The sequence below is a fragment of the Mycobacterium sp. 48b genome, assembly GCF_048282725.1.
In the GTDB taxonomy this organism is placed as follows: Bacteria; Actinomycetota; Actinomycetes; order Mycobacteriales; family Mycobacteriaceae; genus Mycobacterium.
The window spans coordinates 7,306,073-7,327,037 of the sequence record NZ_JBLVUL010000001.1 but is presented as its reverse complement, the minus strand read 5'-3'; the positions used below and the strand labels follow the sequence as shown (position 1 = coordinate 7,327,037).

At 61.9% G+C, this 20,965-nt stretch carries 17 protein-coding genes and 2 pseudogenes; 12 read left to right on the top strand and 7 right to left on the bottom strand.

The features are described 5' to 3' along the window. Positions 1–4: 4 nt before the first annotated feature. Both ACNQR1_RS35720 and ACNQR1_RS35715 read right to left on the bottom strand, forming a co-directional pair. Positions 5–457, bottom strand: a complete 453-nt coding sequence (locus ACNQR1_RS35720) for a hypothetical protein (RefSeq protein ID WP_418050201.1) — start codon at positions 455–457, stop codon at positions 5–7. 2 nt (positions 458–459) lie between these two features. After that, entirely contained in the window at positions 460–960 is a 501-nt protein-coding gene (locus ACNQR1_RS35715; RefSeq protein WP_418050200.1) for a redoxin family protein, read from the bottom strand. Between the two features lie 274 nt (positions 961–1,234). Between ACNQR1_RS35715 and ACNQR1_RS35710 the strand changes: the two genes are divergently transcribed. The 8 genes from ACNQR1_RS35710 to ACNQR1_RS35675 all read left to right on the top strand — a co-directional run bounded on the left by ACNQR1_RS35710 (position 1,235) and on the right by ACNQR1_RS35675 (position 10,147). Beyond that, a complete protein-coding gene (locus ACNQR1_RS35710; protein ID WP_418050199.1) occupies positions 1,235–2,491 on the top strand; it encodes an MCE family protein in 1,257 nt (418 codons plus the stop codon). Next, complete coding sequence (locus ACNQR1_RS35705; RefSeq protein WP_418050198.1) at positions 2,488–3,519, top strand: MCE family protein; 1,032 nt, start codon at positions 2,488–2,490, stop codon at positions 3,517–3,519. The genes ACNQR1_RS35710 and ACNQR1_RS35705 overlap by 4 nt, the downstream gene beginning before the upstream one ends. Further along, the gene (locus tag ACNQR1_RS35700) at positions 3,512–4,600 is read left to right on the top strand and encodes an MCE family protein (RefSeq protein WP_418050197.1); all 1,089 of its coding nucleotides are present in this window, start codon (positions 3,512–3,514) and stop codon (positions 4,598–4,600) included. Before ACNQR1_RS35705 ends, ACNQR1_RS35700 begins: the two co-directional genes overlap by 8 nt. After that, the gene (locus ACNQR1_RS35695; RefSeq protein WP_418050196.1) at positions 4,597–5,859 is read left to right on the top strand and encodes an MCE family protein; all 1,263 of its coding nucleotides are present in this window, start codon (positions 4,597–4,599) and stop codon (positions 5,857–5,859) included. Before ACNQR1_RS35700 ends, ACNQR1_RS35695 begins: the two co-directional genes overlap by 4 nt. Positions 5,860–5,900: 41 nt before the next feature. Further along, on the top strand, positions 5,901–7,076 hold the full coding sequence (locus ACNQR1_RS35690) for an MCE family protein (RefSeq protein ID WP_418050195.1): 1,176 nt from the start codon (positions 5,901–5,903) through the stop codon (positions 7,074–7,076). Beyond that, on the top strand, positions 7,076–8,725 hold the full coding sequence (locus ACNQR1_RS35685) for an MCE family protein (protein ID WP_418050194.1): 1,650 nt from the start codon (positions 7,076–7,078) through the stop codon (positions 8,723–8,725). The genes ACNQR1_RS35690 and ACNQR1_RS35685 overlap by 1 nt, the downstream gene beginning before the upstream one ends. A gap of 31 nt (positions 8,726–8,756) precedes the next feature. Then, entirely contained in the window at positions 8,757–9,554 is a 798-nt protein-coding gene (locus ACNQR1_RS35680) for a hypothetical protein (RefSeq protein WP_418050193.1), read from the top strand. A 113-nt stretch (positions 9,555–9,667) separates the two neighbouring features. Beyond that, a complete protein-coding gene (locus ACNQR1_RS35675; protein ID WP_418050192.1) occupies positions 9,668–10,147 on the top strand; it encodes a twin-arginine translocation pathway signal in 480 nt (159 codons plus the stop codon). Between the two features lie 290 nt (positions 10,148–10,437). Here the strand turns inward: ACNQR1_RS35675 and ACNQR1_RS35670 are convergent, their stop codons facing one another. Genes ACNQR1_RS35670 through kdgD form a run of 3 tightly spaced genes read right to left on the bottom strand, consistent with a single transcriptional unit; the run spans position 10,438 to position 14,180 of the window. After that, complete coding sequence (locus tag ACNQR1_RS35670) at positions 10,438–11,637, bottom strand: L-talarate/galactarate dehydratase (protein WP_418050191.1); 1,200 nt, start codon at positions 11,635–11,637, stop codon at positions 10,438–10,440. A gap of 30 nt (positions 11,638–11,667) precedes the next feature. Beyond that, positions 11,668–13,266, bottom strand: a complete 1,599-nt coding sequence (locus ACNQR1_RS35665; RefSeq protein WP_418050190.1) for an aldehyde dehydrogenase (NADP(+)) — start codon at positions 13,264–13,266, stop codon at positions 11,668–11,670. Between the two features lie 2 nt (positions 13,267–13,268). Further along, positions 13,269–14,180, bottom strand: coding sequence for a 5-dehydro-4-deoxyglucarate dehydratase (gene kdgD / locus ACNQR1_RS35660; protein WP_418050630.1), 912 nt, complete (start codon positions 14,178–14,180; stop codon positions 13,269–13,271). Between the two features lie 115 nt (positions 14,181–14,295). Here kdgD and ACNQR1_RS35655 point away from each other — a divergent pair, with 115 nt between their 5' ends. Both ACNQR1_RS35655 and ACNQR1_RS35650 read left to right on the top strand, forming a co-directional pair. Then, on the top strand, positions 14,296–15,210 hold the full coding sequence (locus ACNQR1_RS35655; RefSeq protein WP_418050189.1) for a LysR family transcriptional regulator: 915 nt from the start codon (positions 14,296–14,298) through the stop codon (positions 15,208–15,210). 124 nt (positions 15,211–15,334) lie between these two features. Beyond that, positions 15,335–16,726 carry an MFS transporter gene (locus ACNQR1_RS35650; RefSeq protein WP_418050188.1) on the top strand — a complete coding sequence of 464 codons (1,392 nt, stop codon included), beginning with the start codon at positions 15,335–15,337 and terminating at the stop codon, positions 16,724–16,726. 223 nt (positions 16,727–16,949) lie between these two features. Here ACNQR1_RS35650 and ACNQR1_RS35645 read toward each other — a convergent pair whose 3' ends face one another. Next, complete coding sequence (locus ACNQR1_RS35645) at positions 16,950–17,363, bottom strand: PPOX class F420-dependent oxidoreductase (RefSeq protein ID WP_418050187.1); 414 nt, start codon at positions 17,361–17,363, stop codon at positions 16,950–16,952. Positions 17,364–17,580: 217 nt separating this feature from the next. Beyond that, positions 17,581–17,910, bottom strand: a pseudogene (locus ACNQR1_RS35640) (MMPL family transporter); the annotation flags it as partial. A 67-nt stretch (positions 17,911–17,977) separates the two neighbouring features. On the opposite strand from ACNQR1_RS35640, the pseudogene ACNQR1_RS35635 reads away from it, so the two are divergent. Together ACNQR1_RS35635 and ACNQR1_RS35630 are read left to right on the top strand one after the other, a co-directional pair. Then, positions 17,978–19,136: pseudogene (locus ACNQR1_RS35635) on the top strand (IS3 family transposase). Positions 19,137–19,511: 375 nt separating this feature from the next. After that, positions 19,512–20,846 (top strand): flavin monoamine oxidase family protein, encoded by a 1,335-nt coding sequence (locus ACNQR1_RS35630; RefSeq protein WP_418050186.1) that lies wholly within the window; start codon positions 19,512–19,514, stop codon positions 20,844–20,846. Positions 20,847–20,965 lie beyond the last annotated feature (119 nt).

The window sequence follows — 20,965 nt, the reverse complement described above, 5'->3', positions numbered from 1 at the left end:
AATGTCAGTCCATGCGGCTCAGTGCGAGCGGCACACGCTCCACGGCGCGGGGTCCACTGCAGCGATCACCGCGCCAGGTCTCTGCGGACCCGGTCAGCGTCTGGGAATCGAAACTGAAGGTTTGTGAGATATCCTGAGGCGCTGCGGTATTGACGCACATCGTAGGGTCTGCGGCGTAGGACGATCGAGCCCAACCGCCGGTGTACACCGACATCGTCCACACCCCGGCATCCAGCGAGGCATATCCCCGCCAACCTTGCGAACTGCGGACAGTGGCCACGCAATGGGGTGTGCACGCCGAGCGAACCGTCCATTGGGTCTGATCCTGTCCCTTAGTCACCGTGAACGTCCCCGACAACGACGGCGGTGGCGCGGCGGTGGCGGTGGCGGGCAGACCGAATGTCAACGCCACCCACGTCATGATCGTGATCAAGCCGGGAGCTACCCGCGGTTTCATCGTCAATGCCTCAGTGATTCGAGTCGGTCGGTGAGTTCCTGCTCGGACAATGCCGAGCCGATGTTATTGACGAGTTCACCGGTGCCATCTGGCCGCAAGAACGCCCACGCCGGTGGCCACGGCACGAAGAACGACTGCCAGATCTGGCCGTTGGCGTCAGTGAGGTTCACGAAGCCGAGGCCGTTGTCGGCGACGAACCGCCTCATCGACAATGCATCCCAGCGGCCCGCGACTCCAACGAAGGTGATGTCGGGATTCTGCGCGGCGACTCGAGCCAGCATCGGCGCCTCTTGTGTGCACACGCCACAGTAGGGGGCTGGCGTCCAGAACCACAGCACCGCCTTCTTGCCGATCAGGCTGCGCCCGTCGAACAACGCGCCATCGAGTTGGGTGCCATAGAACCGAAGTCGTTGATCGTTGCCGAGCAGCGGCACATTGTCCGCTGCGGCGATACCGGGGGTCGACAGCACCGCGACGACAAGACTGACGGTCAGCGCCACCACACGCTTGAGCGCACCATATGGAGGGAAGTGCTGCTGTCGTGCACGTGAACGAGGATGCTCGACTGCGTGGTGATGGCTGCGCGGCGCGGCGCGGGATAACCGGGCGTTCATAGGGTTCCCCCGTCAGTTCAAGAAATCCACAACCTGATAAGTAGCCTGCATCGTATACTTCAAGCCGGTCGTTTCGGGAGCGTTTACGACCACTCCGCCGAGGCTCCAAAAATATATACGTTTCCGTTTACTTATCTCTTGATCTGACATAGGTTGATCGCTCATGAAGCCAGTGCCGCGTGTGAAAACACGGTCGCGACTGCGTGGGGACCGGGGAAGCTCGGCCATGCCCGTGTCGGTGCGCAGACCTTTGGCCGGATTGGTTTCGGTGGTGTGCGTGGCCGGCATTGTGGCCGCGGCTGTCACCGCGTTTCGGGGCGATCTGGCAGACGTCGTCCCTGTTACCGTGCTTTCGTCTCGCGCCGGGCTGGTGATGAACCCTGACGCACGGGTGCAGATGCTGGGTGTACAGGTGGGCACCGTCGAGTCGATCGAGGCGCTGCCCGACGGCCAGGCGGCTCTGCATCTGCAAATCGAGCGGGCCAAGCTTGACATGATCCCATCGAATGTGCTGGTCGACATCGCTTCGACCACCGTCTTCGGCGCGAAGTACGTCCAACTCAAACCGCCGCCGCAACCTTCGACCCAGGTCGTGGCTGCCGGGCAGACCCTCGACGCACGCAGCGTCACCGTTGAAGTCAACACCGTTTTCGAGCAACTGGTCTCGGTGCTCGACCACGTCGACCCGATAAAGCTCAACGAGACCCTGTCGACGGTCTCACATGCTATTGGCGGGCGCGGGGACTCGATCGGCCAGGGCTTTGCGAACCTCAACGCCGCGTTGACCAAGATCGATCCCGCCCTGCCGGCATTGCGCCACGAACTCGGCGCTGCGCCTGCGGTTCTCAATACTTATGCCGATACGGCCGGAGACCTGCTCGCCACTGCCACCAACGCTGCGCACATCAGTGACACCTTGGTCGCTGAACAAGCCCAACTCGACGCCATGTTGTTGAGCATGATCGGCCTTGGCGACATCGGCCACGAGTTCCTGGCGACCAATGGTGCCCCGCTGGAAAACCTCATGCATCTACTGGTCCCGACGACATCGCTACTGGACCAATACAACCCAGCCCTGACATGCGCCATGAACGGCTTCCTCGACCTTGCCGGCGTCGCCGAAGCGATGCCGGCAAGCTCGGCGGGTCTCCCCTTGTCGGTGAACTTCCTCTGGGGCCACGAACGCTATCGGTATCCCCAAGACTTACCCAAGGTCGCCGCCAAAGGTGGGCCACGATGTGAGGTACTCCCGGTGAAATATGAAACCCATCCTCCCTACGTGGTGACTGACACCGGAACCAACCCCTACCGCTACGGAAACCAGGGGTGGGTGCTCAACAGTGACGGGCTGAAACAGCTCTTGTTTGGGCCACAGGACGGTCCGCCGCGCAACACCGCACAGGTCGGACAGCCCGGATGAAGTCCTCAGCCGCCGCATCGGCCGCCAAGTTCGGCGCCTTCGCCCTCGCCATGGCCGTTCTCACTGTGTTCTTGTTCATGACTTTCGGTCAGATCCGCACGGGATCAACGACAATCTTCAAGGCCGTCTTCACCGACGCATCGGATCTGAAAGCAGGGCAGTCAGTTCGGGTGGCCGGAGCCAGGGTGGGCACCGTGGAGGAAGTCGAGCTCGGCGAGGACAGCCGTCACGTCACCGTAGCCTTCAATGTCGACAACAACATCCGCCTAACGACAGGCACCCGCGCATCGGTTCGATACCTCAATCTCGTGGGCGACCGCTACCTCGAACTGCTCGATGGACCAGGATCCACGAAGCTCCTGCAGCCCGGATCGGTGATCCCTCTTGAGCGGACATCACCGGCGTTGGATCTGGATCTGCTCCTTGGCGGGTTGCGGCCAGTCATCCAGGGACTCAACGCCGACGACGTCAACGCGCTCACTTCTTCACTTGTCCAAATCATGCAGGGCCAACAAGGAAACATCGACTCGCTGTTGACCAAGACATCCTCGTTCACCTCGACCCTGGCCGACAACAGCCAGGTCATCGAGCAGCTGATCGACAACTTGAAGGACAGCCTGAAGACGGTCGGGGACAACGGAAAAGAATTCTCCGCCACTGTCGACCGACTCGAACAGTTCGTCAGTCAACTGTCCGACCAGCGCGAGCCGGTCGGAGCGGCCATCACCGCACTCGATCAGGGAACTGCCTCGATCGCCGACTTGCTCACACAAGCGCGCCCACCGCTCGCGGGCACCATCGATCAACTTAACCGCATGGCGCCAAATCTGGACGACGAAAAAGACCGGCTGGAATCCGCCCTACAGAAGGCGCCAGAGAACTATCGCAAGCTTGTGCGCACCGGTGCCTACGGCAACTTCATCCAATATTTCTTGTGCGGCTTGACCATTCGAGTCAACGATCCCACCGGGAAAGTGCTGGTGCTGCCCGTCAACAAACCGAATTTCGGCAGGTGCAAGGATGCTTAAGTATCGAGGTGCGTGGCTGATTCGCCCCGGGATCATGGGGATAGTCCTGATCGTTCTGCTCGTCGCTGTCGGCCTGCAACCCCAGAAGATCAACGACTGGGCCACGACCGTTCGTTACCATGCGGAGTTCACTGACTCCAGCGGGCTGGAAGTCGGAAACAACGTCATGGTCGCTGGGACCAAAGTCGGTACAGTGTCCCAAATTTCGCTGCATCACGGTCGGGCCTTGGTCGAACTTGCTGTACGGGGAACGGTAAAACTCGGTGCCGACACCACAGCGCATATCAAGACGGGGTCTCTGCTCGGGCAACGAACCGTCTCGTTGGACTCTGCCGGCGGCTCGACGCTTCGGCCCAATGCGACAATCCCGGTGACGCGGACATCCACGCCATTCTCGCTGCCTGACGCTGTGGGGCAGCTGACGACCAATATCGGAGCGACTGACACTAACCAGCTCAATGCGGCGCTGGACACCCTGTCGGACACCTTGAACCAGATCGCTCCCCAGCTTGGGCCTACATTTGACGGTCTGACCCGGCTGTCCCAATCGCTCAATGCGCGCAATGAATCGCTGCGAACGCTGCTCACCTCGGCAGCGGACGTGACCAAAGTTCTCGCCCAACGGGGGCAGCAGGTCAATGCGTTGCTGCTCAATGGCAATACGCTGCTAGAGGTTCTTGTTGAGCGCAGGCAGGCGATCGTCGACCTGCTCGCAAACACTTCGGCTGTAGCCAAACAGCTTTCGGGTCTAGTCGCCGACAATGAGAAGGAGCTCGCCCCGACTCTCGATCGGCTCAACTCTGTGACCTCCATGCTGGAGAAGAATCGGGACAGCCTCAGCAAGGCAATTCCCGGATTGGCCAGATCGTCGCAGACACAAGGTGAAGCAGTGTCGAGTGGCGCGTTTTACAACGCCTTCATCGTCAACTTGTCGGCCGGCCAGTTCATTCAGCCGATCATGGACCGGGTGTTCAACGTACAACCTCGAGCAATGTTTCCCTTCCCCACCTGTGGCGATGATGGTGATTGCTACGACCGAGAAGAGACGCCGCCGGTGAACCTTCCGCAGGCTCCCCGATGAGCAGGCGTAGCGTGGCAATCCGTGCGGCGGGAGTGGTTCTCGTGGCATCCCTGCTGCTCGCGAGTGGATACCTGGGGTTCCGATGGGTCAACCGCCCGACGACTGTCACGGCACTGTTTGCCAGCGCCGCGGCCATATACCCCGGTGATGCTGTGCGGGTGGCCGGTGTGCGCGTCGGCACGGTCACGGCCATCACGCCGCGCGCCGACAATGTCGCGTTCACCCTGCGCGTCGAGCACGGTGTGAGCGTTCCAGCTGACGCGAAAGCTGTTGTAGTTGCCCAGAATTTGGTGTCGGCGCGCTACGTCCAGCTCACCCCGGCCTACCTGGATGCCGGGCCGGTTCTGCAGGACGGCGCGACCATCCCGGTCGAACGCACCGCCGTACCAGTGGAATGGGATGAGGTGAAGACCCAACTCAACCGGCTCGCCACAGAATTGGGGCCGCAAAGCGACAGCAATACCGGATCGGCAGGTCGATTCCTCGACAGCGCCGCCAACGCCATGGCCGGCAACGGTGACAAACTCCGGCAGACGCTGGCGCAACTCTCCGGGGTGGCACGCGTTCTCGCCGAAGGCGGTGGCGACATCGTCGACGTTCTCAAGCAACTCCAGGTCTTCGTGGAGGCGTTACGTGACAGCGGGCAGCAGATCGTGCAGTTTGAAGGCAATCTTGCGACCTTGTCCAGCGTATTGGACGGCAGCAGAACAGATCTGGACGCAGCACTGACAAACTTGGTGACTGCCCTGGACGATGTCCACCGATTTGTTGCCGGCACTCGCGACAAGACCACCGAACAGGTGCAGCGGCTAGCCAATGTCACTCAGACCCTGGTTGACCAAAAGAAGGATGTGGAACAACTACTGCACATCTTCCCCAACAGTCTGGTCAACTTCTACAACATCTACGACCCGATCAGCGGCACCGAGGCCGGCACCTTCGCCTTGAATAACTTCTCCAATCCCATCCAGTTCATGTGCTCTGCCCTTGCAGCAACTCAACCGGCCAACCCGACCGACGGTGTCAAGAAATGTGCCGAGTATCTCGGTCCGCTGTTGAGGGTTTTCAATCCGGCAGCACTAGTCAACTTCAACTACCTGCCCGTCGGAATCAATCCTTTCCTGGCGCCCGTGCCACGACCAGATCAAATGATCTACAGCGAACCTGGTCTCATCCCCGGCGTGGTCGGTCCTGACGGGCCGCCGCCGCCCCCCACTGTCGATAACATACTTCTGCCCGCCGAAAGGCCGACACCATGATCAAGGCGACAAAAAGTGTCAACGGGCTCGCTGCCTTGGGCATGACAGTGACTATCACCCTGACGGGGTGCAGCTGGGGCGGCATCAATTCGATCCCGTTGCCGGGAGCTCCTGGACAGGTGCCCGGCGCGCAGTCCTACACCGCGGAGATGGCCAATGTCGGTTCACTGGAGAATAATTCACCGGTCCTGTTGAACAACGTGGTGATTGGCAGCGTGGGCGGCATCACCGTGCGCAACTGGCACGCCGACGTCGAAATCCTGGTCAAGCCGGGGATCGTCGTGCCTGGCAACGCCCTTGCTGTCGTCGGGCAGACGAGTTTGCTCGGATCCAGTCACCTCGCTCTGGACCCGCCAGTGGGGCAAGCGCCGCGTGGGCAGCTGCCCCCCGGGGCAGTACTGAAACTATCCGAGTCCTCCACTTATCCATCGACAGAACAAACCCTCGCCGCGTTGTCCGCTGTGGTCAATGGGGGCGGACTGGGGCAGGTCGGCGACATTGTCCACAGCTTCAACGCCGCGTTCAGCAACCGGCAAAATGACTTCCGTGACCTGATCAGCCGGCTGGACACCTTCGTCGACGTATTCGACGCACAGCGCGATGACGTCGTCGCCACCTTGCAGGCTCTCAACCGGCTCACTGGCACGATCGCCGGCCAGCGCGATGAGCTGGCCCAAGCACTGCAGAAGATCCCACCCGCCCTGGAGGTTCTGCTACGCGAACGTCCCCGGCTGACGACGGCTCTAGACAAACTTCGCGCACTCAGTGAAACCGCGACGTCGGTCATTGCCGCCACGAAGGCCGATCTGGTCTCGAACCTGACCCACCTGGAGCCCGCCATCCGTGCGCTCGCCGACGTGGGGCGTGACCTCGACAAGGCCATCGCGTTCGCAACGGTGTTCCCATACGGGCAGAACACCATCGACAAGGCAGTGCGGGGCGACTACATCAATCAGATCACCACGCTGGACTTCACGGTTCCCCGCCTGAAGAAAGAGCTGCTGATGGGCACTCGGTGGGGGGACCCCAATGCACAGTTGCAGGCCGCGGTCGGCGATCCCGGTTTCGCCGAACAGACCGGCAATCCGCTCGCCGTGGGGATCACGCCGCCACCGCTTGAGGCAGTGCCGCCGGCCGGTGAGCCCGCCCCTGTCCCCGCGCCCGAACCCGCGGCGACACCCGCGCCGAGCCGGCCCGCCGATACCGGAGGGCGCTGATGCTGACCAGGCTGGTTCGGATTCAGCTGGTGATCTTCACCATCTGCGCAGTGGTCGCGGCCGCGTTGATGGCGTTCGAGTACATCAAGGTGCAGACGTTTTTGGGGATCGGTCGCAATACCGTCACCCTGGAGCTGCCAGCCGCTGGCGGCCTCTATCACTTCAGCAACGTCACCTACCGCGGCGTTCAGGTTGGCGAAGTCACGAAGATCGACCTCGCAAAAGACAGGACACGGCATTGGGTGCAGGCAACCATATCGTTGAACGACGATGTCGAGATTCCCGCCGACGTCATGGCCAACGTACGCAGTGTGTCCGCAGTAGGTGAGCAGTACGTCGACCTGGTCCCACGAACGGGCGGTGCGCCGTTCCTGCGTAACGGATCGGTGATTCCGCAGTCCCACACCACCCTTCCACAACCTGTCGGCCCTGCCCTCGACCGCGTCAGTGCCCTGTTAGGAACCTTCCCCAAGGAACGCCTGCAGGGGCTACTTGATGAGCTGCACAAGGGCTTGGGCGGTGCAGAATACGATCTGCAATCACTGTTCGACTCCACCTCGACCCTGGCCGGGCGGCTCAACGAAGTAGGGGACCAGTCCCGCGACCTCCTCCGCGATTCCGGTCCACTGTTGGACACTCAAACTGACAGTCTCGACGCCATCCGGACCTGGACACGGTCCTTGGCCGCGGTTACTGGTCAACTTGTCACCAACGATCCCCAGATCCGGACGCTGTTGACGAAGGGCCCCAACAGTTTCAATGAGGTGACCAAGCTCTTCAACGACCTCAAACCCACGCTGCCGATCCTGTTGGCCAACCTGTCCACGATGGGCCAGCTGGGTGTGACGTACCACCCGTCGCTGGAGCAGATTCTGGTCTTGCTGCCGCCGGTCATCTCGATAGTGCAGTCCGCGCAGCCCAACCGGAATGCACAAGGACTGGGCATCGGCTCGTTCCGGATCACCATCAGCGACCCACCCGCGTGCACGGTGGGATTCCTACCACCGTCGTCGTGGCGGCCGCCGTATGACACCACGACCATCGACACGCCTGATGACCTCTATTGCAAGCTCCCCCAGGATTCGCCCATCGGAGTGCGCGGCAGCCGGAACTTTCCCTGCATGAACAAGCCCGGCAAGCGGGCGCCAACGGTGGCCCTCTGCGACAGCGACGAAGAGTTTGAGCCCGTCGCCCAGAAGCAGCCGGTTCTCGGGCCGTATCCGCGCGACCCAAATTTGGAAGCGCAGGGTGTGCCGCCCGACAGCCGGTGGTTCCCCGACCAGGGTCTGTACTCTCCGCCGGGGGAGGGTCCACAGGCACCTCAGACACCGCCACCTCCGGTTCCAACGACGATGCCGGTGCCTCCGCCGGGCACTGGTGCTGACGCACCGCCGGCCGGCCCCAATCCGCCAGTTCCTGAACCTGATGGCAGCTCGGGGACTCCGCCGCTCGGGGTTGATCCTGCCCCCGGCGCCGCCCCGGCCTCAGCGGCGTTGCCGCCGGCTACCTCCGCAGTGCAGTTCGCGCGTTACAACCCGCGCACTGGTGACTACGTCGGTGGTGACGGCAAGCTTTACCGCCAGACCGACCTGGCCGAGGGCGGCGGTCCCCGGTCCTGGCAGGACATGGTCCTGGCCCCAGCAAAATGACTGATTTCGCTACGACAGGAAGGAGACGGCGATGTCGACCATCATCGGTAGTACTCGACGACGGTTGTCGGATGACACTGTGACGGCCGAGCATGCTGAAGGCAGCATCGACGCTGCAGCCGAGGCACTGTCGAAGCTTCGCGTGCTAGTAGAACAAGCGGACGCCGATGCCGCCGAGGCCGAGGCCGAGGCCACGGCTGCGCGCGCGCGTGCCCGGGCCGTGCGATTGCGTGAGCAGGTTCTACGCATAGAGTCGGGCTTGCCTGCGGTGCTCGATGAAACCGCGTCAGAGCAGGACGTTGATGACACACCGGCGCCGACTGTCACCGTGTGGTGGCGCCGCCGACCCAGCCGACGGACGGTGATTGTCAGTGTGCTGATCGTCGTCCTCATCGCGGTGTGGGTTGCGATCGGCTATATGTTCTGGCGTCATCAACACCAGGTCGCCGATCAGCAGCGTGCTGCCCAATACGTTGCCGCGGCGGAGAAAGGTGTGATGGCGCTGACGTCCCTGGACTTCAATCATGCCGCCGACGGTGTCCAGCAGGTGCTGAACAACGCAACCGGTGAGTTTAGGGACGAATTCCGCTCGCGTGCCGATGATTTCACCAAAGTTGTCCTGGACTCCAAGGTCGTCACTCAGGGCACTGTGCACTCAGCAGCACTGCAATCGATGACCGATGACTCCGCGGTGGTGCTGGTCGCGGCGACGTCGCAGGTCACTAACACCGAGGGAGCGCAGAAGGCGCCCCGCGCGTGGCGTTTGAGCGTGACCGTTTCGCGGGACGGCAACGACATGAAGCTATCGAAAGTCGAGTTCGTACCATGACATTGAAGCCAGACGTCGACAACGCAGACGCTGCAGACCCGGATACAACCGGTATCGAGGCAGCGGTAGAGGTCCAACCGGCCGCTGCTCCCACCGCAACCCGATCGCGTTGGGTGTACCCGGTTCTCGGCACCTTGATCGCCATCTCGTTAGTCGCTGCCGGCATCTTCTACGCGCGCCAGCTGCGCCCTGAACTGCAGGACAGCTCACCGGGGATCCGCGACTCCGTCCTTGCCGCCGCAAGCGCTGGAACCGTGGCCGTACTGTCCTACGCGCCGGAGAGCCTGGATCATGACATCGATCAGGCAAAGACCCATCTGACGGGCGATTTCCTGTCTTACTACACGGAATTCGCAGGCAGCATGCTCGTACCTGCCGCAAAGGAAAAGCTTGTCAAGACCTCTGCCACAGTTGTGCAGGCGGCTGTCGAAGAGCTCCACTCCGATACCGCGAAGGTTCTCGTTTTCGTCAACCAAGACACCACCACGGCAGCCAAACCCCAACCGAGCACCAGCGCGAGCAGTGTCGTGATCTCGTTGATGAAGGTGGACGGTGATTGGAAGATCGCCAAGTTCGAGCCCACACTGGCCTGATGACAGCGAGCCGGAATGTCGGCCCTGCAGAGATGTTGGACATCGCACAACGTGTGCACCCACGAAGGTCGAAGCCTCAGTGAAGCTTGTGGCCGACGCCGCATCGATTGGGGGCGTCCATCACCTCACCGGTTAGCCAGCAGCGGAACGCCTTGGGCGCATACACATTTGTCCCGAACAAGCATCAGTCATCGCACCGACAGAGGATGGCGTCGCGAGCGGCAGGTCGGGAGACGTCTGGCAACCTCCGTCATTGCTAGCGGGGTCAGTGGCTGCGGGCCCGCGAAGCGTCAGCCGCGGAACTCGGCGGTGTCAACGGTCCAAGCATGTGCCTGCTCACTGAGTGTGAAACCCAGTCCCGGTCGATCTGACAGATGCATCCGGCCATCACGTATCTCGAGGTGCTCGTTGAACAACGGGTCCAGCCAGTCGAAGTGCTCGACCCAGGTTCCGTGCGGATAGGTAGCGGCCAGATGCAGGTGGATCTCCATCGCGAAATGCGGTGCCAGTTGTAGGAATTTCTGCTCGGCGAGGGTGGACAACTTGAGGAACTGGGTGATGCCACCGATGCGTGGAGCGTCGGGCTGGATGATATCGACGGCGTCAGCGTCGAGGAGTCGCTGGTGCTCGCTGATACTGGCCAGCATCTCGCCGGTGGCGATCGAGGTGTCCAGAGCACGGGCGAGATGTGCGTGGCCTTCGGCGTCGTAGGCATCTAAGGGCTCTTCGATCCACACAAGATTGAACTTTTCCAGGATGCGGCCCATGCGCATTGCGGTGGGGCGGTCCCATTGTTGGTTGGCGTCGACCATCAACGGCACGTCATCGCCAAGATGCTCGCGAACCTTCTCCAGGCGGGCGATGTCGGTGCGCCAATCGGGTTGCCCTACCTTAATCTTGATGCCGCCGATTCCGCTGGACAGGGCTGCCGACGCATTCTCCAGCACTTGCTCGATTGGGGTGTGAAGGAATCCACCAGAGGTGTTGTAGGTCGGTACCGAATCTCGATGGCTGCCGATCAGTTTGGCGATGGGCAGACCGGCCCGTTTGGCTTTGAGGTCCCACAATGCGATGTCGAATGCCGCGATCGCCTGGGTGGCTACGCCGCTACGGCCGACAGAGGCGCCCGCCCAGACCAGCTTGGCCCAGATCTTGGCAATGTCGCTGGGGTCTTCGCCGATGAGCACTGGCGCGATCTCCCGAGCATGAGCGAACTGCGCGGGTCCGCCTGCCCGTTTGGAGTAGCTGAATCCGATGCCGGAGTGGCCTCCGGCGGTGTGGATTTCGGCGAACAAGAATGCAACTTCTGTCATCGGCTTCTGCCGGCCGGTGAGCACCTTGGCGTCGCTGATTGCATTCTTGAGCGGGAGGGTGACTGATGACAACGTCACATGATCGATGCGGTCAAGTGTGGCCGCGCCTGCCGCCAGTGCTTTGATTGCAGCGTCGCGATCACTGAGCGCACTACCGGGATGGGTGGTTGTAGGCATTGTGCTTCTCCTGAACGGTGGTGGTTGAGATCAGTGTGTGGTGAGCACGCCGTCAAAGCGCCGGGGGATGTGGAGTTGGTTCTGTTGGCGAAGCTCTGCCGGCAGCAGGGCCTCTGGCAGGTTCTGATAGGCCACCGGCCGGAGGAAGCGTTCGATGGCTCGGCTGCCGACTGAGGTAGTCGCTGGTGCGGTGGTGGCGGGAAACGGTCCGCCGTGGATGACGGCATGGCCAACGTCGACGCCGGTGGGCCAGCCGTTGAACACAATTCGGCCGGCGGCGAGTTCGAGTGTGTTGAGCAGCGCACGCGCGAGTGGGTAGTCGCCCGGATCGGCGTGGACAGTGGCGGTGAGCTGACCTTCGAGACGTTCGGCCATCGACAATAGTTGTGTGGCAGGAACTTTGACTATGAGTGAGGAGGGTCCGAATACTTCCTCGGCGAGCCCGGGTTGCGCGAGGAGTTCGTCTGCGTTTGTGACGAAAAGTTGGGTCCGCGACGGGCTGTTGAGGGATACATCAGCGCTGCCCTGGGCAACCCTTTCGATGCCAGGGCTTTCGGCGATTCGTCGAACGCCTCGGTCGTAGGCCTCAGCGATTCTTGCGCTGAGCATGGGCGCAGAAGCTGAGGAATCGACTGCGCGGGCGGCTGCAGCGATGAAGATGTCGACATCGGGGGTATCGGCGACGAATACCAGTCCGGGGCTCGTGCACAGCTGGCCGGTGCCGGTGTTCACCGAGGCGATGTAGTCGTTGCCCAGCTGCTCGGCCCGCGCGGCAAGAGCCTCGGGGAGGATGAAAACTGGGTTGACGCTGGACATTTCGGCGAACACAGGGATGGGTACCGCTCGCGCTCCAGCGGCGGTGACCAGGGCCAGTCCACCGGCCCGCGATCCGGTGAATCCCACCGCGCTGATGCGCGGATCGGTCACCAATGCGCTACCTACTGAATGACTCGCGCTGATCAGCAGTGAGAACGTTCCTTCCGGAAGCTGATGCGCGTCGACTGCGCGGCGGACCGCGCGACCCACAAGTTCAGAGGTGCCCGGGTGCGCCGGGTGGGCCTTGACGATCACCGGTGCCCCGGCAGCAAGCGCTGAAGCCGTGTCTCCGCCTGCTACCGAAAATGCCAACGGAAAGTTGCTTGCTGCGAAGACAGCCACGGGACCCAGCGGTATCGAGCGTTGCCGAAGGTCTGGCTTCGCCACGGGTGTGCGGGCGGCATCGGCGGGATCGATCCTGGCCTGCAACCAGCTGCCCTCTCGCAGAACATCGGCGAACATCCGGAGCTGATTAAGCGTGCGGGCTAGTTCCCCACGAACCCGCACGGCCGGAATGCCCGTCTCGGCAGTGACCCGGGCGATCAAGTCGTCGCCCAGGGCGGCGATCTCCTGCGCGATGGAGTCGAGGAAAGCTGCACGCTTTTGGGGAGTGGTGTCGCGATAGCCGTCAAACGCGGCAGTGGCCAACTCCGAGGCCCTAGAGACGTCTGCGATTGCGAGATCGTGATAGCTCGGTTCGAGTGCTTCGCCAGTAGCGGGGTTGATCGCCTGAAATGGTGCGCCCGCACCGCGGTGGTCGGTAGCGCCGAGAAGACTTGTGCCGGATAGCGCGGCCGTGGTCGTGACGGGCATGGTCAACTCACCTTCTTGATCAGGTCGGTCAGTTCTGCGAGTTCGAGTGGTTCAAGATCGGTCAGGGGTGACCTCACGGGGCCGGCCGGGCGACCGATGGCAGTCATTCCGGCCTTGATGATGCTCACGGCGTATCCGGGCTTGCGGTTGCGCAGATCGCAATACGGGATCACAAAGTCGTTGAGAGCACCGAGAACCCGGTCGCTGTCGTCCTCGCGCACTGCTCGGTAGAAGTCGAGTGCGAAACGCGGTACGAAGTTGAATATCGCCGACGAGTAGGTCGTCACGCCGAGCTTGAGGTACGGCAAGGCGAACATCTCTGCGGTGGGCAGCCCACCGATGTAGGTCAGGCGGTCCTGAAGCGCGGCGTAGATGCGGGTCATCAGTTCGATATTGCCGTTACCGTCCTTGAAGCCGATCAGGTTCGGGCAGGATTCTGCCAGCCGGACCACGCTGGATTCCGAGTAGATTGCATTGGCTCGGCTATAGATTGTCACGCCAAGTTCGGTGGCATCGCATACCTGCTTGACATGCGCCACGAGACCATCCTGGCTCGCCTCCGTCAGATACGGAGGGAACAGGAGAATTCCATCGGCACCAGCCCGCTCGGCGTCGCGTGCCATCTCCACGGCGATAGCCGTGCCGTAACCCGCGGGGGCGATCACGGGTACCGCGTCGCCGGCTTCAGCTACAGCAGCGGTGACGACCTGACTTACCTCGGCGGGCGTCAAGGAGAAGAACTCGCCAGTTCCACCGGCCGCGAACAGGCCGGCGACTTCGAATTGGCTCAGCCATCCGATGTTCTCGCGGTAGCCGTGCTCGTTGAATGTCTGGTCGGCGTTCAGATGCGTGATGGGGAACGACAACAGCCCGGATCCGAGCTGGGTGGCGACTTCGGACGGCGACATGGTCATTCGGGATCTCCTCGCAGTGTGGACGAGCAACAGTGCTCTACACCACAGTAGGAACGCGATACCATTCAAGTCCAACACTAAATATGTATCTTCCGATCCAAGATAGGTATCGAAAATGTTCACGTTGGCGCAGCTGCGGCAGTTTGTTGCTGTCGCCGAGGAACTGCATTTCGGCCGCGCGGCCGAACGACTGCAGATGACGCAACCGCCGTTGAGCCGCCAGATCCAACTGCTCGAAAAAGAACTGCATGTCGAGTTGTTTGACCGAAGCAGTCGCGCTGTCAAGCTCACCCCTGCGGGACGATCACTGCTCGCTGACGCCCGTCGGCTGCTCCAGAACGCCGAACGTGCCGCTTTGGCTGTCCGAAGAGCGTCGGAAGGGCGCCTAGGGGTCTTGCGTGTGGGGTTCACCGCGGGAAGCGCTTTCTCGGGCTTGCACACCGTGCTGTCGGCCGCCTCGGCCGTACTTGGCGAAGTTGATATCGACCTGCGGGAGATGGTGACGATGGAGCAGGTCGAGGCCATGTCGGAGGGCTCGATCGATCTAGGAATGGTGCGTCGCCCCTCGATTACCCGCACGGATCTGGAACTGCGGCCACTGGTGCGGGAGCCTCTCGTTGTGGCATTGCCGGCTCAGCATCACCTCGCCTCCCAGCGCCGTCAGATCGAAGTCACTGACCTGGAAGGGCTGGCGATGGTGATGTACAGCCCGATCGAATCGCGGTACTTCTTCGAGCTGGTTTCGGCCGTCCTTCGACAAGCGTCAGTGCGGCCGACGTTTGTGCAGTACCTGAGCCAGATTCACAGCCTGCTGGCACTGGTCAATCTCGGCTGGGGTCTGGCTATCGTGCCTGAATCGGCCAGCAAGATGCACTTCGACGGCGTTACATATCGTGCACTGAACTTGCCGGCAACCGCACACGTAGAGCTGGATCTGATGTGGCGAGCCTCAAACGACAACCCGGCGCTGCATCGCTTGTTGGCTGCCCTTGCGCAGCGCCACCTCCCCGAGCATCGATACCCAGATTAGATCGCTGAATATAAAATTGGGCTTGGACTGGAATGTATTTGGGTGCCTAGAGTCGGCCACATCACCAATGTGATCTGAGCCACCCCGCCGTATTCTCGCGCTGCGGACCACACAAGGAGTCCCGATGAAATCAGCATCCGCAACACCGGTTGACAGCCCGCATCGCGCACCTGCACCCAAAAGCGGACGGGTGCGCTACACGATCCTGGCGATGCTGTTTGCGGTGACGGTCATCAACTACGCCGACCGGTCCACCATCTCCATGGCTGGTGACGCAATCCAGGACGCCCTCGGCATCGACGCCGTGACACTGGGCTACATCTTCTCCGCCTTCGGATGGTCGTATCTGGTGGCGCAGATCCCGGCCGGCTGGCTGCTGGACCGGTACGGCTCGAAGAAGGTGTATTGCGGAGCAATACTGTCCTGGTCGGTGTTCACGGTCTGCCAGGGCTTCGTCGGGAACTTCTCAATGGGGACCGCCGTCGGGGCGCTGTTCATACTCAGGCTTTTGGTTGGCCTGGCAGAAGGGCCTTCCTTCCCAGGCAACTCACGTATCGTCGCAGCCTGGTTCCCCACCAACGAGCGTGGCACCGCCGCGGCTATCTTCAACTCCGCGCAATACTTCGCCACCGCCGCCTTCTCGCCGCTGATGGGCTGGCTGGTCGTCGCCGCCGGTTGGGAGCACGTGTTCACCATCGTCGGCGGTATCGGCGTGGTGTTCGGCCTGCTGTGGCTCGTCGTCATTTACGCACCGCGAAATCACCCCCGCCTTAGCCAGGCCGAACTGGACTACATCCGCGACGGCGGAGCCCTTGTGGACATGGACGCCGGTACCGCCCCTCCTCAGGAAGCCAAGGGCGCCAATCAACTTCACTACATCAAGGCGCTGCTGACGAACCGGATGATGCTCGGCGTCTACTTCGGTCAGTACTTCATCAACACCATCACCTGGTTCTTCCTGACCTGGTTCCCGGTCTACCTGGTCCAAGAGCGACACATGTCGATCCTCAAGGCAGGCTTCATCGCATCGCTGCCGGCGATCTGTGGCTTCGTCGGTGGAATCCTGGGCGGCGTGCTCTCCGACGGACTCATGCGCCACGGCTGGTCGCAGACCAACGCGCGCAAGCTGCCCATCGTGACCGGATTGCTGCTCGCCACCGTGATCATCGGCTGCAACTACGTGGACGCGGCCTGGCTCGTAGTGCTGCTCATGGCCGTGTCATTCTTCGGTAAAGGTCTCGGCGCGCTGGGATGGGCAGTAGTCGCCGACACCGCGCCCAAAGAGATCGCCGGATTGTCCGGTGGTGTGTTCAACACGTTCGGCAGCCTGGCAGCCATCACCACGCCCATCGTTATCGGCTACCTGGTCAAGACCCACGGCTCGTTCGACCTCGCATTGGTCTATGTCGGGATCAGCGCACTGTTGGCGCTTTTTTGCTACGTAGTGGTTGTCGGTCCGATCAAGCGGCTCGACATTGCAGACCTCGAGCCGATCGACAAGGCGTCATCGCACTGACGTCTGCCACGACCCGAACTCTCTGGGAGCTGTGGATCACGTTACGGAATCGCAGTTCGATGCTGATTGTCGATCCCGTCCGTGGCACGACGATCATCGCTGTACAGATGCTGACGGCGGCCCTCATTGAAATCGCGTCGCCTGGCAACAATTCGCATTGAACACGGGTAGTTGACGTTGTTTCTCGACAGCGTCGTCTCAATCCGGCCCTACGGGGGCAGGTCTAGGCTTCGCGGCTGTCGGGTACCAAATCGTGGGGTTCAGTGTCCTGATCATCGATACCGAAAGTGATGATTCGCTTCGGGGTTATCCGAATAATGGCCGGATCCAGCTGGCCGCCGCCGGTGTGGGTCACCGTCGCTTGCTCGGCCGTGCCGCGGATCTCCAGGCAGCGAACTCGCCACGGCTCGCGGGAGACGATGTCGTCCACGACGAAGGCGACCCTGTTGTTGTGGCTGAGATTCCGGAACTTGCGGGTCGACGACATCCGGTAGCCAGGGATATCAATGGTGCCCAGTTCTTGGTTGTAGCTAAAGGCAACCGGGCTGTTCTGCGGCGTGCCGTCTGGTGCGATGGTCGCCAGCCTGCCCAACTCCACGCTTTTCAGGAACGCGATCTCGTGCGGCTTGAATGTCATGAAACCAGGCTAGAAGTTCAACAACGGTTGAGGTCAATCCTCGCAGATCCGCGGTTGCCTCATTGGCCAGCCGCACCGCATGTCCACGCAGCTCAGTCGGGTACTTCCTCGAACCTGCAATGATCCCGTCCTTTACACGAGGCGCTGGCTGCCTGAAATGCCGGGCGGTTCAAAGTTCTCCGTGGGTATGCGACCCGCGGTCGGGCGACCGGCACTTTCAAACCTCGGCCGCTGGCCAGGGTTGCGGCGCTGGCCGGGGGCGCACCCGTTGCGGCCACCAGAACCACCGGCCCAGAAGCGCGGCGATCGACGGTGTCATGAACGCCCGCACGACGAACGTGTCGAACAGCAGGCCCAAGCCGATCGTGGTGCCCACTTGGGCAATGGTGACCAGCTCACCCACCGCCATCGCGATCATGGTCATGGCGAATACCATTCCGGCGGTGGTCACCACTGCGCCGCTGCCAGCGACGGCGCGGATGATGCCGGTGCTCACGCTGGCTTGGATCTCTTCTTTTAGCCTCGACACGAGCAACAGGTTGTAGTCGGGACTGCCCCCGGTTTGGTTGACTCCTGACCTGTGAGGATTCGTCTTTGCTGGAAGGATCAATCTCGTGCCGAAACCGTTTCCTGCCGAGTTCCGTGCTGACGTCATCGCGGTGGCCCGCAAGGGCGAGGCTCCGCTGCGCCAGATCGCGAAGGACTTCGGGATCTCGGAGGCCTGCCTGCATCGCTGGCTCAAGATCGCTGACCGCCAAGACGGTGTCGACCGGCCCGGGTCGCCGGCCGCCGCGGACGACGTAGCCGCGCAGCTGCGTGAGGCGCACAAGCGGATCAAGCTCCTCGAACAGGAAGCCGAGGTGATGCGCCGCGCGGTCGGCTACCTCTCCCGAGACGCCAACCCAAAATGATGTACCCGCTGGTCCTTGACCTTGCCGATGACGGCGTGCCGTCACGGTGACCTGCCGGGTTCTGGGGTTTTCCACCCAGGCGTTCTACAAGTGGCGCAAAGCGCCCGTGTCACAGCGTGATTGGGACGATGCCCAGCTGATCAATGCTGCCCGTGACATTCATGCCGATGACCCCGCCTTCGGATACCGGTTCATCGCCGATGAGTTGCCCGGCCGCGGGATCATCGCTGGGGAGAACCGTGTCGCGCGGTTGTGCTCCCAGGAGCGCATCTGGTCGATCTTCGCCAAGAAGCGAGGTCTGAATCGTCGATCCGGACCACCGGTGCATGACGACCTCGTGGAGCGGCTGTTCAGCGCCCAGGCCGCCAACCAGGTGTGGCTGACCGACATCACCGAGCACCCCACCGCCGAGGGCAAGCTGTACCTCTGCGCGATCAAGGACGTGTACTCCAACCGGATTGTGGGCTACTCGATTGACTCGCGGATGAAGTCCTCGCTGGCGGTGGCCGCACTCGATCATGCGGTGGCGTTGCGCTCACCCGCCGCGACGATCGTCCACTCCGATAGGGGCAGTCAATTTCGGTCGCGAAAGTTCGTCCAGGCGCTGTCGCACAACGGGTTACACGGCTCGATGGGCCGCGTCGGCGCGTGCGGGGACAATGCCGCGATGGAGTCGTTCTTCGCCCTTCTGCAACGCAACGTCCTCGACCGGCAACGCTGGTCTACCCGGGCCGAACTACGCCTGGCGATCGTGACCTGGATCGAGCGGACCTACCACCGACGCCGCCGGCAACGCGCACTCGGGCGGCTCACCCCGATAGAGTTCGAACTGCTCCACACACCAGTCGCAACCGTGGCCTGAAATTCACACCCCGCGAGTCAACTGAATTCGGGGCAGTCCCGGCATCGAGGACACCAACTAACTGGCCTGATCCACCACAACGACCTTGGCAGTCAGTGCACGTCGGTGGCGTTCACCGACCGATCGACCGATGAGAGGCCAGATCTAACTAACAAGGATGTCATGGCCATCGCCTCCTTCACTATCGGCAGCGATAAAAATCCAAACACACAGCGAGAGTTTCGGGTATTCCACAGTTTGGGGCATGGCCACCCGGGGCCACACTGGGGGAGCGCCCGCCGGCTGGCGTTCGTTTCGGTCGGATGGCAAATCGCGTCAACTCCGTGCGTCCTCGCCTCGACATGCGCACGTTGTCAGCTTGGGAAGGGAATCGTCATGGGTGAGTCGTACGACGTAATCGTTGTTGGAGGCGGGATTGCCGGCGTTGCCGCGGCGCGCGATCTGGCTGACCGAGGTCACTCCGTGGTGTTGTTGGAGGCTGGGAACCGTCTCGGTGGTAGGACGTTTGCCCAGCCATTCACGAGTCTGAACGGTGTTACCGTCGACCTTGGTGGCAGTTGGGTCAACAGGAAACTGCAACCACTTATTCGCCGTGAGACACAGCGGTACAACATCGTGGTGTCCGAGGACGGCCCGACGCGCTCGTCAGCGTTCTACACCGGCGGCAAACGACGTACCCTGCTGCCGGTACCGTCGGCCGAGCTCGGAGATCTGGAACGTGCACTTGGCCATCTGCGCGATGCCTCGAAGCGAATCAACGCGGCCCAACTGCTGCATGAGCAGCCGATTCGCGATCTTGATGTCTCGCCGGATGAGTTCTTCGCGCCCCTGAACTTGCCGGTGGCCACCCGCGACATAATCAACGCGATGATCGCCGCATATAGCGGACACGACCCGAGCGGTGTGTCGATGCTCAATATCGTCGGGCAAGTCGCCGGATTCGGTTACAGCCCTTATGGATTCGTCGGAGCGCTCACTGAGCGGTTTGTCGGTGGAACGTCGCAACTGCTGCGGCGGATGGTTGAGGGATCACGTTTTGAGGTGCGTTTCGATCAGCGGGTGGTGGCGATTGACCAGTCCAGCGACGCGGTGAGGGCGGTGACCGCGTCCGGGGAGACGGTGTCGGGCCGTCAATGCATCATTGCCGTGCCAACGAACGTGATTCGTCACATCGAGTTCCGGCCTGCCCTTTCGGCTGACAAGCGTTGGGCCACAGGACGAAATCATGTCGGCCGCCTGATCAAACCGTGTATCCACGTCCGAAACGTACCCGCTGCGACATTCGCTCTGGGGTGGTCGACGCTGCAGATGGTGTGCTCAGCCCACGCTGTCGGAGACGGCTCGATGATTCTCTACGGTTTCGGCAGTGAAGGTATCGGTGAGCTGAAAGCGGACGACCGACTCAGCGTCGAACGCGCGCTTCGTGAGTACTACCCAGACGCGGAAGTCATAGCCGTACAAGGACACGACTGGTCGTCTGACCCGCTATTCGACGGGACTAACCGTCACGACCGGCCCGGGGACGCGTACCGTTTCTTGACGGTGATGAACCAGCCGGATGGACGCGTGGTCTTCGCCGGCACCGACGTCGACGCGTCCGTGTGGCGGACTTGGATGGAAGGGGCGCTCGGTAGCGCCCAGCGCGCTGCCGACGTTGTGACCGCCAGTCTGACGAGTGAATGCCGGTCGGCGGAGGCGCCCCTTGAGTGAATTGCGGTCACAACCGTGAAATCTCCAACGGGTGATCAGGTTCTTCGTGAACGTACCGAGTGTGTGCGGTAACCGGTGAACTTAGCGTCGAACGATATGTCGAGCACACTCTCGCGGAG